This window comes from Novipirellula caenicola (genome assembly GCF_039545035.1).
Taxonomy (GTDB): Bacteria; Planctomycetota; Planctomycetia; order Pirellulales; family Pirellulaceae; genus Novipirellula; species Novipirellula caenicola.
Genome location: NZ_BAABRO010000018.1, coordinates 1 through 14381 on the forward strand (window position 1 = coordinate 1; position 14381 = coordinate 14381).

General features: G+C 54.3%; 7 protein-coding genes and 1 pseudogene. 4 read left to right on the forward strand and 4 right to left on the reverse strand.

Annotation, left to right across the window (positions count from 1 at the left end):
• Positions 1–525: pseudogene (locus ABEA92_RS25145) on the forward strand (hypothetical protein); the annotation flags it as partial.
• Positions 526–906: 381 nt separating this feature from the next.
• Here the strand turns inward: ABEA92_RS25145 and ABEA92_RS25150 are convergent.
• Positions 907–1320, reverse strand: coding sequence for a hypothetical protein (locus ABEA92_RS25150; RefSeq protein WP_345687461.1), 414 nt, complete (start codon positions 1318–1320; stop codon positions 907–909).
• A 254-nt stretch (positions 1321–1574) separates the two neighbouring features.
• Here ABEA92_RS25150 and ABEA92_RS25155 point away from each other — a divergent pair, with 254 nt between their 5' ends.
• The 3 genes from ABEA92_RS25155 to ABEA92_RS25165 all read left to right on the forward strand — a co-directional run bounded on the left by ABEA92_RS25155 (position 1575) and on the right by ABEA92_RS25165 (position 4340).
• Positions 1575–1898, forward strand: coding sequence for a hypothetical protein (locus tag ABEA92_RS25155; protein WP_345687463.1), 324 nt, complete (start codon positions 1575–1577; stop codon positions 1896–1898).
• A gap of 338 nt (positions 1899–2236) precedes the next feature.
• Positions 2237–3514, forward strand: coding sequence for a valine--pyruvate transaminase (locus ABEA92_RS25160; protein ID WP_345687465.1), 1278 nt, complete (start codon positions 2237–2239; stop codon positions 3512–3514).
• Between the two features lie 319 nt (positions 3515–3833).
• Positions 3834–4340 (forward strand): hypothetical protein, encoded by a 507-nt coding sequence (locus tag ABEA92_RS25165; RefSeq protein ID WP_345687467.1) that lies wholly within the window; start codon positions 3834–3836, stop codon positions 4338–4340.
• A 42-nt stretch (positions 4341–4382) separates the two neighbouring features.
• Here the strand turns inward: ABEA92_RS25165 and ABEA92_RS25170 are convergent, their stop codons facing one another.
• From ABEA92_RS25170 to ABEA92_RS25180, 3 genes are all read right to left on the reverse strand, one after another.
• The gene (locus ABEA92_RS25170) at positions 4383–5000 is read right to left on the reverse strand and encodes a HupE/UreJ family protein (RefSeq protein WP_345687469.1); all 618 of its coding nucleotides are present in this window, start codon (positions 4998–5000) and stop codon (positions 4383–4385) included.
• A 252-nt stretch (positions 5001–5252) separates the two neighbouring features.
• Positions 5253–5855, reverse strand: a complete 603-nt coding sequence (locus tag ABEA92_RS25175) for a protein tyrosine phosphatase family protein (protein ID WP_345687471.1) — start codon at positions 5853–5855, stop codon at positions 5253–5255.
• A gap of 111 nt (positions 5856–5966) precedes the next feature.
• Positions 5967–14312 carry a tetratricopeptide repeat protein gene (locus tag ABEA92_RS25180; RefSeq protein WP_345687473.1) on the reverse strand — a complete coding sequence of 2782 codons (8346 nt, stop codon included), beginning with the start codon at positions 14310–14312 and terminating at the stop codon, positions 5967–5969.
• Between the last annotated feature and the right edge of the window lie 69 nt (positions 14313–14381).

The following is a 14381-nucleotide window of genomic DNA, read 5'->3' on the forward strand; positions in this document are numbered from 1 at the left end:
GAAGCGGCAAAAGGCAAGCAGATTGATTCGGCCGCCTTCGATTTGAAGCCGATTCCAACCGAAGCAGCGGGACAGGCGACTCGCGACACTCCGGTCGAGTCACTTCGTCAACAGCAGGGTTCCAAGCGTGCGAATCCGACCGGACGTCAGGTACTTCGTGACGGATGGCTTGCTCCGCTGCCGCTCGACTCCGGCACGCTCTCGAACGATCCCCAGTCGCACACCAAAGGATTTCGAAGCAGCGATCGCGGTTTCCTGAGTCTGTCACTAAGCGATTATGTTCGGTTGCTCCGCTGGGTTGCCCAACACGGAAATGACAAAGTGAAAGTTCCCAGGAGTCTCGCCAAAACGCTTGAGTCACTGGGGATCGACGTGTCGATGTGGCGAGAAATCGTATGGCACTGGAACGCATACTTTGGTCAATCAAGCTGCATTGGTCGGCGTGAGTCGATGCAAGCTGATGCCGAGCGGACGGGGCACCATTGGCACCGCGGCCAATCGAGAGCCTCCGCTTGCTTTATTTAATGCATCCGAACGCATATGTCGGCGCATCTGAGCGGGCGGATAATCTTGATGATCAACGTAAGAAGCACATCGCTGTCTGAGCGCAACGTGTTTGTAGATGCCGCTTGCAGTACTCTTCTTTCGCAAGGCTTTACCACGCCAATGAGCCTTTTAAGGCTGGCAGATGCAATAGTTCCGCAGCCAAGCTACGATGCCGAGCGTGCCTATAAAAATCAAAATCGGTGCCAGCCACAATCAAAAACGGTGCCAGCCACCGAAGTAGGTGCCTGGCACCGATTGAAAAGGCGAAATTGGTGGGTGGCACCAATTTTTGACGTGAAAGGCCGTCGCCTCGCGAGCGAGGCGACGGGCCGGTTCGTGTCGAGTGTTCTGCGATTCGCGTTAGCTCACGCAAAGCTCGCATTCGCAGTCACTGCAGCCACATTCCTCGAGCTCGCAACATCCGCATCCAGCTTCGCAGTCACCACAATCGCATCCGTCGCCCGTTGCAACCACACTGCTGTTTGTCGCGGCAACAGTGTCACCACTGCCCGCTTGATCGATACCTTTCGATCCATCCAAACAGCATGCGTCCGTTCCTGCGTCGGCAACTGCATTGCATTGGCACGCCTCACAGCTACACGCTTCGCAGCTGCATTCGCTACCATCGCAGCAATCACAACCAGCCTCGCATTGGCTGCATGAACAACACGCCAACGGCTGCTCATTGCCAGCCATCTTCGCTCCGGTAGCAGCCGAGGCGACCACCGCTGTTAACGCTACCGAGGCAACCATCACACTAAGAAATCGAAACATCTTGGTTCTCCAAAAACATCAATCTTGTCGTTGAACAAAAAACAAATCAGAAATAATCGTGCTTCTCTCGAAACCGCTATTTCCGCCAACGACAAAGCAATGCGCACTGGTCTTGTGCAAGGAGAAATACAACAGGGCCATCCGAGCGGCTGGTTGTCACCGATTTCGACCAAAGATTCCCAAATGGCAACTCCGCCGCCATCATTGCGTCGGCCAAAGGAACGTCGGGTTGATTACGAACCACCGAAACGGGAGTGACATGCCAAATCGCGGCAGTTCCGTCGCACGCGGCACACTCACAATGGCTGCACCCCTGGCCCGCCTCTGCCGTCCCTCCAGAGATCGATACGCTGCAGAACGTCACGCCAAAAATCCCGCAACAAGTTGCCCCCTGGCTGCCCACTTTGGCATCACACCCCAGCCGTTGCGTTGCCGTTGAGGAATCGGCCATGCAACAGGTCACACCAGGTGAATCTTGCCCCGCACTTCGGCAGCAGCAATTGGCCGCGGCAACCGCAGGTGATGCCACCAACGCGCACACGCCAAACACCGCAATCCAAGCGGTGAAGCTTCGGTAGTGGAGGTGTTTTAGATGCATCCGTTTACGGCGAAATTGAGTATGATTCAAACAGGGACAATCCTTGAAACGATGATCGTATTCTAAGTACATCCGGTCAAAGCGTCACCTTGTTTTTAATGAACGTCAATCGCGATGATCCGCCAACCATCATTTCAATGGTTCATTTTGTCTTTATAGAACAAGTTTATTTAAACGGACCGTGCGGCATGATTGGGGAAAGCTGTTGGCCGCCGAGCAAGTGACACACGACATCGGTCGTTAGCGTGGTTTCACGCTCGCCAAAGATCCACCATACTCGTGAGCGTTCAACAGCTATGTCTCGCACTGAAAAAAACAATGAAATTGCACTGGTCTGAGTTCGGTGAACAGCTTTGCCGCGGCAGCGGAATCAGCGAATTGATGGATGATCTCGGGCATGCGATTGCCAAAGGCGGCGACAGTATCTGCATGCTTGGTGGCGGCCAACCGGCACACATTCCTGAAATGGATGCACTGTGGCGAAAACGGCTAGAGCAGATGGGAAGCGAGCCTGGCAAAATTGAACATGCCGTGGGCAACTACGAACCACCCTCAGGAAACCCGGCCTTCCGTCATGCACTTGCGGATCTGTTCAAACGACAATTTGGTTGGAATCTCGGTCCCGAAAATATTGGCGTGACCGCTGGCGGACAAACCGCCTTCTTCATGCTATTCAACTCACTGGCCGGAAAATTCCGCGATGGTAGCCGCAAGAAGATTCTGTTGCCGTTGGTCCCGGAATACATCGGCTACGCCAACCAATCAGTCGACGGCGAGATGTTTTGTGCCGTCAAACCACGGTTGGAAATGACCGGCGATCATGAGTTCAAATATCGTGTTGACTTCGACGCTCTAAGCATCACGGACGACATCGCTGCAATCTGTGTCTCGCGGCCAACCAACCCGACCGGAAATGTGTTGACCGACGCAGAAATCCAACGGCTCGCCGAACTCGCCTCGCAGCATGAGATTCCGCTGATCATCGATAACGCCTACGGCGCACCGTTTCCCAACGCGATCTTTACCGAAGCCACTCCGGTTTGGAACGAGAACATTATCCTGACGCTCAGCCTATCCAAAATTGGTCTACCGGGCACACGCACCGGGATTGTCGTGGCGAGCCCCGAGGTGATCCGTTCACTTTCATCCATGATGTCCATCGTTGGGTTGGCCAACACCAACATTGGCCAAGCGATCGCCACACCGTTAGTTGAAAGTGGCGAAATCTTGCGACTTAGCAACGAAGTGGTTCAGCCGTTCTACCGCACCAAGTCCGAACAGGCCCTGGGCTTCGTTCGTGAATACTTTGACGACAGCTTGCCTTATCGAGTTCATCGCAGCGAAGGCGCGTTTTTCCTGTGGATGTGGTTCGAAGGTCTGCCCATCCCATCACAGGAACTGTACCAGCGCCTAAAGGCTCGCGATGTGTTGGTGGTTCCCGGAAACTATTTCTTCTTTGGATTGGATGATCATGGTTGGCGGCACCGCGATGAGTGTATTCGAGTGACGTTCACAATGCCTGAACCAACGGTAAAGAAAGGTTTCCAAATCATCGCCGAAGAGGTGGCCAAGGCATACGCGGAAGGCAAAAATTAATCGCCCTCAATGCCCAGCGAAGATGGCAACGCCGGCGACGCGGTGAGAGAATCAGCGGCCACCGTTTGCTTTGAAAACCACAACACCGGCGAACACTCGCGTTTACTTAAACGCAACGAGCAAATATAAAACGTCCCGATTGAGTCATCCGGCTAGTTTCCGTCGCACCGCCATCGCCAAAATCAACGACCACTCGCGATCAATCGTGCACTTCACTACGGTTGTCGCAATCAGCTTTTAAATTCCCACGTTGATATCCAAACCGATCCCCAGGACTCGCTGCGAGTTTCGTTTGGAATCAATGCGTATCGGCTGCGAGATGCTCACACGATCACCGAAACTACGATTTCTACTGCTGTTGATCGCGTCGTGGATTGTGATGACCACGACTCACGAGGTCGGCCATCTAATCGGAGGCTACCTGGGGGGCGGAACGCTGCAACATGCCGAGCTCCGACCGTGGCGTTTGCCTCACAGTCACTTTGCTCCCGATCCGCACCCGCTATTGACCATTTGGTCAGGTCCATTGGTCGGCGTTTTGACGCCACTATTAGTCGCCATTACGATTCGCAACGCATCCGTTTGGTTCATTGCAAACTTCTGCGTGCTCGCCAACGGCGTTTACTTGGCGGCAGCGTGGTTCAGCGGTGACCCTTTGCTGGATACCCCACGCCTGCTTGCCGCCGGTGCTTCGCCGTTGACAATCGCAATCTTTTGTGCGCTGACCTTGATCTGGGGTTACCCTGCGTTTCGTGCAAGTTGCACGGCAATCTTGCGTCCCCAACTTGACGAACCATCGGATTGCTCGAATCCAAAAAGTCTCTGATGGCTGAAACGTTTTTGCCCAAATGCCGGTCGCCCTGCCGCTTTAAACGAACATCAGTGCAAACGCAGCAGCCGTTAACGAACCACCAATGATACGGCAAGCTTTGGAAAACGTTTCGGTGGAACCAAGTCGCTGAAAGAATCGCGCGACCAGCATCGAAACCACGATCAGACCAATCGAGGTCGCCATCAAACCAGTGGCGTAGGACACGACGGTTTGCGCTCCGGTCATCTCGGTTAGGTGAGCGTAGCCGTGAAAAAGCCCCAACCCGCAGATGCCGCTCACTAAAAACGTGGGTGTGGTGCGTGGGGATAACAACGTCAGCCCACCGATCAATACCGAAGCCACGATCATCGTTTCGACCATTGGCACGGTGATTCCAAGCCAAGCCACGGATGCTCCGACCGCTCCCATCGTCAAAAATGCCGCGGGAACCGCTGCGACCGCACGTCCGCCGAAGCGAACCGCAATCAATGCGACTGCGATCAGCGTCAACAGATGGTCAATTCCAGTCAACGGATGCGTCAGCCCGTGCAAGAATCCCCCCATCCCCTGCTCCGAAACAGCATGGCCGGCAGCGCCGTGCCCGGGATGGGCCAGTGCCACGCTAGGGAAACTGATCACAAAAACAGCGGCAGCGAGCGTCATCCATCTATTCATATTTCAAATTCCTTGAGCGGGGTGAATATCCATTTATTGTTTCGAGCCGACGGAGCATGCTGTCGGGACCTGATGACAGAACGTTCAGTCAGTGCACACAAACAGAGCGTTCCAACAAGGCCCTGCGAACACACAGCCTCGGAAAGGGGCTCGATCAACGCTCAGTGTACGCCAAACAATGGGGCCGCGTACATTGGGTTTGCACCGATCCGGTTCGAAATAATCAGCCTGCCGTCAATGGAGTTCGCATCGCTAACGAGGCGACTTTTTTGACTCGATGTACTCTAGCACTTTAGCTTCCAATACCGGGGCTCTCAGTCCGACTCGGCGTGCTTCTTTGCGAGCTTCCTCGACACTCAACTTGCCATCGACGATGCGGTGCGCCATCCACACGGCTCCCACGCGACTCGCTGCCGCACAGTGCACCAGGACTTTTTCGTCGCTTTTCGCGGAACGAATGATTTCCAAACTCTTGTCGAACATTTCCGTCGTCAAATCGTCAGGGCCTTGCACGGGTAGCTGAAAGAAACGCAGCCCCGCCGCTTCAGCAACCTGTTTTTCATCCCACTCTAACTCAACCGGTTCGCGGAGCGTCAACACCGTGGTGATCCCTCGCTGCTTTAGCTCTTCGAACATCTGCTGGTCGGGTTGCCCCGCTAGGATCACATTTCCGAACCGCAGCACGTTTGGGGTATCGCCCAACTCGTGGGGTTCGAGCTGGTGTGACGTGGTTGATGATTCAAGTTTGTCCGCCGCCCCCCCTTCATCGGCGAGGGACTGCGAACACCAAACGGAGCCGAAAACGAAAATCGTCGCGGTCAATACCGCAACCACGCAAAACTGACGCGATGGCATTATAAAGTTCTTCAGATCAAGGGAGGCCGGGCACGGCGTGGTCAACACAGGATTACGCCATTCTAGCGTACATCGCTATCGTAACACGATCTAGCCACGACGAACGGGTTCCTATTGATAGGCCTCTTTGGTCGTGATCCCCCGGCGTTCATTATTGAGCAGCCCTTCAAAGTTTAACTGTTGTTGTTCTTGATAAATTGAGTTTTGACGGAACAGATTGTCACGCAATCCCGCCTTGCCTTTACTCAGCGGCTTCGTTTCGGCAGCGGCATTCGCGGACTGCGCCGCCATTGGGTCACCTGACGCCCCCGAAGTTCTCGTGGTCGCCATCGCGGACTGCAGATCCACGGTGCCTCGAAAAAATGCGTACTGATGGTTTTGGTGAGCGGCAATCACGGTACTCGTCCCCCGGATGTCGTCAGCGATCACCAAGCCACGCAGATCAGTATCGTCGGATACAAATTCATCATTCTCCGATCCAATGACTTTTACATGCACGTCATTTAAAAAATGGTCGCTGGTCGTGTCTTTGACGCTGACGCGAACACGCCCTGAGGTGGCGTCTTCTTGCACAAGAAGTTCCAGTGGGCTTATCAACACTAAACCCGATGCATAGAGATTCTCGCCGCGGCACACCATCAAATAGGCTCCCTCATCATCCAGCGGCAATTCGAGCATCTTTTCACGATCACGGAAATCGCGTCCGTCTCCGAGTTCAACCGTCGCTTCATGATACGGTTTGATCCCAGCCAAGTTGATTGCAGTAATGCGGTCGAGATTTCGTTGCAGCAAACCAAACTTCATTAGATCGATTCGATAAACCTTGACGACCACTTCGGCAATATTGCGGAAACGCAATTCGACTTGTTTGGGATCATCGGGTTTGATCGTGGTGACTTCATCCAATTCAACCGCTTTCCGGTTGAAGAAGCGAATCGCTTCCGCCGCATCCGCAAATCGCTCTTTGACTTTGGTGTATTCCGCAATCGCGTCGGCGGCCTCGCCTAAACTGTGATAGACCTGGCCCATGATGTAGGTTGCCTCCCAGCGATTATCGGCAACTCGGGTGCCACCGGTGTCGGGATTGGGGAACGTCGCCTCAGCCACTTTGCGACACATCTCCAGCGCGGCATTGGGATGTTCTAGTTCGAAATGAGAGTAACCGATCATGTACCAGAACGAATCGAGCAACCGGCTGTTGGGATACCGCTGAGCATATTTTTCACAGCGATCGATCGCAAACTCGAAACGTTCCAGATCGATCAAGGCCGTTGCCAGTGCAAAGCTGGCCTGATCATCGGCGGGGTCACTGGGCCATGTCGTGACAAAATGGTCAAGCATTTTAATGGCGGCGTGAATCAGGTGCACGCGGGTGATTTCAGCCGATTTCAACTTGGCATCGTCACTCGCTTTGGCGGCACGCCGGTACGTTTCTTGGGCCAATGCATAGGTTGCCGTGGCCACGTAGGCTTCGGCGGGATAGTCATGCAGCAACCGCTCCATCACCTGCACGCTACGCACGAATTCGCCTCGTTCATTCAAAAACCCCGCGACTTGCGATTCACGTTCAAAACTAGCCTGGACCGTTGCCCGATACACCAGATAGCTGCGTTCATATTCGCCAAGTTCGCGATACGATTTCGCGACGCTCAAGATCTCTTCAAATGAAATTTGCACGTCCGGAAATTTCTCTTTAAGAACTTCAAAGTACTTGACGGTATCACGGTGCTGGCTTCGATTCAGTGACGATGTGAACAACCACTGAGTCGCGTTTTTGAATTCATCGACAGCAAGTTGCCAGTTGTCAACCAGCTCCGTTAAATGGCGATGCGCGGCATCGTAATCGGCGTTGTCAATCGCGTGTTTTCCCAACGCGTACAGCTCGTCCGGCGTCCATCGATATTCATCCGCCGATCGTTCATCGGCATCCAGTACCTCGAGCGACTTGACCTCCGAAATCGAAAACAGCGATGGTTCATAAAAGCTCTGCAAGATCGATTGGGCGGCACGATAGGTTCCAGGAGCCGTGCCGACCAACGTGTAGTGGATATCCGATGGATATTTTCGATCACCAATGTAGAACGTGATTTGGCCAGGCTCGATTTCGAAGCGTTCGAATTGCCCGGATACGGAACCATCGACCACAGAGCATCCCGCCGGGATCGGCTCGGTTAGCACTAGGTAGTCGTACTTCTCTGCATTGCGGTTAGTGACGTAGTGCCGACGCGGCATAAGCGTGACGACGCCACGATCGCCCACCGGCAATTGCGTCAATGGATTCGTGAACGAGCGGTAGTTGCCGCTGACGACTGCGAAACCACGAGGAACGTCACGACCATCGATCTGCTTCTGCGCAGGCTCGTAGACACGCCTGACGGACCACTGTTTTGTCGAGTTTTTGATTTGGTCCGCCGAAACAAAGCCCGTTAAAATCGCTGAATAGCTGAAGGTAGCACGTCCGACCAAATTGAATTCGATCCGGTTCGCCTTGTCTTGAACCAGCAAGCGTTCATCCACCGCAATGCGACGCGTGCCGTCCTTTCGAGGATCGATCGTCATCGTTTCGAGTTGCTGATCGTTCACCGTCACGGTCAACTCGAACGTCTCCGAGACCGGCTTGGCCGAAGCGTTCCATTTCGCCAAGGCGGTAATCGCGGGTCCGTTTACCTTTTCGATTGGCCATCGCGATCCCACTCGCGCCGACAACAACGATTCGGTCATCTTAGCCACGTTTGGATTCTGGGGGTCGATCGCTTGCAAAGCCAACAAATAGATCGCCTGCAGCTCAGTCACATTTCGCATCCATGGCAGCACCGAATCGCGATCGTCGTCGCTAAGAGGCGATTCGCCACCCGGAAATTTGACAAGTGACAAAATCTCGAGTCCCATCTCGTCGTGATTCATTTCTGCAAGCGTCAAAGCCAGATGCACCAACCCCGATAGGCTCAAACGATTGCGTTCGCGATACAACCGATTGGCGAGGGAGAAATCACCACATTTCGAAACCGCCATCGCATGCAGCAGCACCGTTTGCCGTTCGAGATCACTCGAATCGGTCTCGGTAAACGCCGTTTGCAAATAAGCTTTCCCCGTTTCGATCGTCGCTTGCGGAACGGCGAACCCAAGATTTCTGGCTGCATGCAGAGCCCACATCACACGCGATGACAGATAGGGGTCCGCCGCGGAACCATCTGAATTCCCCGACCACGACCATCCGCCTTGTTCGCGTGCCGACGAGACAAGCTGGGTGACGGCAGCGGCGACTCGACTTGCTAATGCGTGCCCCTCGGGTGTGTCCGAATCTCGTGTGTGGCCAATCATCCTCAGCAAGGCCGATCCCCCCATTGCATCGGATATGGCTCGTTCGATCGGACTTGCCGCTGGTAATCCGCAGCGATAAAGCGGGTTTAGATGGGTTCCCAGCACGCTTTCCAGCAACGATCGGTTAACACTCGGACCAATTACAATCTCAAGCGACGAACTTTCCGCTGACTGATCCTTATTGAGCTCTAAGAGAGCGACCGTACTTTGCGACGAGGTGCCGCTAGCGACTTGAAACACTGGAAAACCGAATGGACGAACGACCACCACTTCGCTGGTCACGTCATCCGGTTCCCCATCGGAGCGAACCGTCAACTCGAACGTCACCTTAGAAGCGGGTTCGATTTCGACCGGCATCGCCAATCGCTGAATCCCTTCGCCTTCGATCGAAATCGTTTTGGTTTGAAGCACCGATTTTGAATCAGCCGTTGCCGGATCACCAAAAGTCGTCTTCAGCAACACGACGACGGAGCGTTTACCGCCATCAGCATGATGGATTTCGATTGGCAGTTTTGCCTTGTCGCCTTCGGTAAAGGCAAGTGGCGTTTTTAGCACACCAAACAGGTCGCGTTTGGTAATGACATCTGCCGTCGATTCACCCGCGAGCGTCCCTTGGTCAATGCCTTTCGCTGCCAGACGCCATGATGTTGATTTGGCAGGCATCGTCATGGTGATCGTCGCACGGCCGTGCTCGTCCGTGACCACCGAGGGATCCCAAAATGCCGTTTCAGCATGAGCCATCGAAGGCAGCCATTGAAACCCCACTTCCCGAATTTGCTGCTCCAAATCGGCTCGCCCTTTTAAGATGATCAATTTGCCACTGCGGGTCACTCCATTGACGATCAAGTCATTGTTGAGGCCTTGATTGACGGAAACGTCAAAGTATTCTTGCTGCGGCACGAAGTCGGCTTGTTGCGATAGCCGAGAAAACCACTGTGCGTTTTGGTTCTTGGTCCCGTCCGCCGCCAGCGGGATTGTCGCGGCCTCCATCACTTGCGGTGTGCTTTGAACCGTACCCCCGATCGACAACCGACGACGTGACAACGCATTCCATGTTTGCGACGATGGATATTGCCGCTGCCCGGATTGCTGCACATTGTTCGCAAATGGATCATCCGGTGCCTGCACCCCATCGGCGTCAACGTCCGCGCCGAACGGGTCGTCAGCATCGGGAAGGTTTGCGTCACCGAAAATGAGCCCTTCGGTCGCGACAGCAAAGTCGCCTACGACTTGACCGGATCCATCCAACGCATCACGCGACGGTAATCGTCCATTTAAATCGGCAAGTGCACGAGCCTCTCGATCTAATACCGCGACACGTTCGGCTTCGGCCAGCGACGTCTCACTGACGCTGTGTGTGGTCGGGCGATAAGCGAACATACAACTTGTACTTTGCCGTATGGCGGAACGACGCAATCCTGCGGAGAAGAATGCATCGATTGCTGATTGAATGTTGCCGAAGGTGTTTAGCAGATTGGTTTGGACCAGCCCCAGCGATAGTTCCGTTTTGACGGGGTTCCCTTGAGGATCGGTCACGGTGACCTCGACGGTCAAATCGTCCCCCGGCTTCAATTTTTGTGTATTGGGTTTCAATGTAACCTGAAGCGATTGGGACACTCGAAACTCGCTTTCGGCCGCATGCAAACGGTTCTTCGTCATCACCGCGACGGATAAAAAGACGTTCGGGGCAAACGACGACTTCATCGGCAATTCGATTTTGTTATCGCCGGTCTCGAGCGAAACGAACTGATAATCGAGAATCGAAGCTCCCTCGAACGTCAGCAGCGCAAGCGCAGGTGCCTCGCGCCAATGCAGATTGACGGCCGCCTTGTCTCCAACTTGGTAGTGATGGCGATCCGCCAAGATTCTCAGTCGCGTGGTATCTTTCTCGCCTGAGATGCGAACTCGAGTCTCGCCGCTGATGCTGTTTTTGAATTGATCGATCCCGGTCGCGCGAATGATGTAGATCCCGGGCTCATCGAGACTAAGGGTCACACGTGCTTGGCCTTCGGCATCGTCGCTAGAAACCTCATGGCTTTCGATCAGTCTCTCACCCGGTCGGCCGTCCGCGACGGTTCGCAAAAACACTTCGACGTTCAGACGCGTTTGCACCGGCTTTCCGGCAGGATCTGACACTTTGAAGAGCGTTTCGAACGATCTTCCGTTCAAGAAAACATCCCGCGACGTGGAGGCCGCAATTTCGAATCCCCGTGTCGCCAAAAACACCGTGTGCGTGGTTGTCAGGTTTCGCTGTGGGTTTTCAACGGTCAATCGAAGCGGTTGCGATTCGTCAAACGTCGTCGTTTCAAACTCGATTGAAAGCTTGCCCTCGTCATCGGTTTTGGCTTCGGACACCGCTGCATCATCACCAAGTCGATAGCGAATCGTTTCGCCGGCCAACGGAGTACCGTAGTAGTATTTCAACTCGACTGTCGCACGAATGTTTTCGCCCCGATGGTAGACTTGTTTTTCCGGTTCGACCGTAAGCTGAACCGGTTCTAATTTGTACTCACTGACTTTAAACGTGGTCTCGAATGACAACGTTCCCGCACGGTCGGATTCCCCCGAAGTGTTGCGGTGCAAATGAATTCGATAGTCCCCGGGCGTCGCCGCCGGTGGTAGCAGAAGATGGCTGTTGAGGGTGCCGAAGTCGCTTAGTGCAACCTCACTGGATTGCAACTGTCGCCCTCGCGAGTCGTAGATGTCGATCTTGAACTTCTCGCCCGGTTTATACGTGTAGCGATCTTGATCGACCCAGCGAACGACTCCCTTGATGTTGACCAGCTGTCCGCTGCGGTAGGCCGGTCGATCGGTGTACACGTATCCTCGCGGCGTCAGCCCTACCGCGAAATCGAGTCCGTTTAGATCCGTCACGGTCGATGCCATATGGCCTTCGTGGACCGCGAACACACGCAAATCGCTGATCGATTTCAGTTCGCTGAAATTCGTCTGCAAGGTGCCATCCTCTCGCGTCACCGATTCGGCAAACACCTTGTCCCCATCGCTGAAAAGCACACTCACCCCGGCGGCCGGTTTTCCCAGCTTCATGTTTTCGGCGAACAGGAACAATTCATTCCGAGATGATTTGACCAGAATGTCAATGTCGCTGACGACCACCATCGTAGTCGCTTCGAGTTTGTCGCTGGACACCGTCACGGCGGTCACCGAGGGCCCATCGACGGGGATCTCGATATCGCCATCAACTTGTTTGTACGGTTCGCTATTTTCGATCGTATGAACAAATTGCGAATCAGGATCGATCAACGCGATATCGAGCGTTTCAATACCGCTTGCCAAGTGCATCTTGCGGAAATAGTCGACCATATCGACTCGGTACGTCTTTACCGTCACGGATTCCAAGTTCCGTGTCGTTAAGCGGATGCGAGGCTGTTCGTCGCTGCGAAATTTTCGTTCGGTGACAATCTGTAGCGTCGGCGACGTCAGACGGCGAATGCGTCTTGCCGCTGGCGTATGATTTTCGACTTGTTTGTAGGCTTCGAGTGCTTCTTTGAGCTTGCCTAGCCGCTCTTCGAGCGTGATGCCAATCATCAGCGACGCATTGTTGGCTTCTTGGGTGCCGGGGTACTTGTTGACGACGCGTCGCCAATCGGAGATCGCATGTTGAAACAGCTGTCTTGTCGGTTCATCCAATTCAACCGATTGCGGCGAGTTCCCGTCATCGATCGCCTTGGCAACGCGTTGTTTGTGCATTTCCGCTGCCTCGGCCGCCTTCATTTCACCAAAGTTAAACAAGATCTGCGAAGCTCGAGGATCAAGCGGATATTTGTTAAGAAAGGCGGTCCACCGATCGCGTGCCTCGCCGTAATTCCGCTGGCGGTTGGCATCGGCTGCTTTGGCGAATTCCGCATCCACGATCTGTTTCTGGACTTCTGGCCAACGAGGATCCGCGGGATGATGCTCTAGAAACGAACGCCAAGCGGCAATCGCGTCGTCAAACTTTTCTTGTGCCAAGTACTGTTGTCCGAGCATTCGACGTGCCACAGCAACCTCACTTGAATCCGCGTAGGCGGCAGTATTGATCAACGCTTCAAGATGCTCCGCCGCTTGCGTATGGCGACGGTGATGTGCATAGCCTTGCGCGATTTCCAGAGCTGCGGTTGAGGCCAGTTCGTGCTCGGGATGATGCCCAAGGAACCGCTGGGCCGCTGTCGTCGCCAATTCCAAATCACGGATCGTCTTGGGCTTGGGAAGACCATAGGTGTGAGCCAATTCGTACTCGGCCCGAGCTAGATACGCATCGATCGCAACCGCATCTTCGCCAGCATCGGTCTCGTTGGCCTCACTAAGAAAATCCTGCCACGTTTTTCGTGCCTCGGCGTTCATGCCAAGTTTCAGCTCGACGTCGCCGAGCCGAAACGTGACTTCGGCCAATCGGAGTCGAGTCGCGGATTGAGTATCGACGTTGTCAACATTGTCATCGACACGGGCATACTTCTGCAGAAATGCTTGGTATGCCAACCTGGCTGCTTGATAATCCTGTAATTCCTCGTGGCAACGAGCGATTCGGTATTCAATGGTTTGTCGCAGCGAAGACGATGGGCCAAGCTTTACCGCTTCACTGTAGTAGCTAAGGGCTTGGCGATAATCAGGCTCTTTCGCCTTTGACGGATCCTCGGCCGGAATTCCCTCGAAATAGCGGTCCGCGTACTCGAGATACAGTTCGGCGAGCTCGTCCTTGCGACCTCGCGACAACAAACGCTCGGCTTCAGCGGCATAAATCGCTCCGGCGTCTTTGTATTGGTGACGCAGCACCATCACATGAGCCCGACCAAACCGAGATCGCGGCACCCAGGGGCTGTCGGGATATTTTGTCTCGAGCGTATCATAAGCGGCGATTGCCTCGTCATCGAGCCCCGATTCGGCTAACGCGTTGGCTTTCAAATACTGCAGATAGTCGCGTGACGCGGTTGCCTTCTGGTCAAGCGCGGCGTCAATCTCCTTGACCGCAACGTCGAACTGGCGATCCTGCATCGCATCGTGAATCGCACGTGAAAGATCCGGCAGCAAGGTGATTTGCGGTTTCGCACCTGCAGGATCAGCAGCCGTCTGGGCGAATGTATCTTCCAGCAAAACAATGCACGCCGCCACCAGCATGCAAAAACGAATTGGGCGCATCAGCTTGTCTCGGCAGGGTGAGAGAGAGTAGGTCGGAAATGAGAGGCAACCCCGCATGTGCGATTGCGG

Excerpts from the sequence above, each read along its gene's own strand:
- ABEA92_RS25180 (WP_345687473.1), bottom strand. The coding sequence starts at position 14,312 with ATGCGCCCAATTCGTTTTTGCATGCTGGTGGCGGCGTGCATTGTTTTG.
- ABEA92_RS25165 (WP_345687467.1), top strand. The coding sequence starts at position 3,834 with ATGCTCACACGATCACCGAAACTACGATTTCTACTGCTGTTGATCGCG.
- ABEA92_RS25150 (WP_345687461.1), bottom strand. The coding sequence starts at position 1,320 with ATGTTTCGATTTCTTAGTGTGATGGTTGCCTCGGTAGCGTTAACAGCG.
- ABEA92_RS25170 (WP_345687469.1), bottom strand. The coding sequence starts at position 5,000 with ATGAATAGATGGATGACGCTCGCTGCCGCTGTTTTTGTGATCAGTTTC.
- ABEA92_RS25160 (WP_345687465.1), top strand. The coding sequence starts at position 2,237 with ATGAAATTGCACTGGTCTGAGTTCGGTGAACAGCTTTGCCGCGGCAGC.
- ABEA92_RS25175 (WP_345687471.1), bottom strand. The coding sequence starts at position 5,855 with ATGCCATCGCGTCAGTTTTGCGTGGTTGCGGTATTGACCGCGACGATT.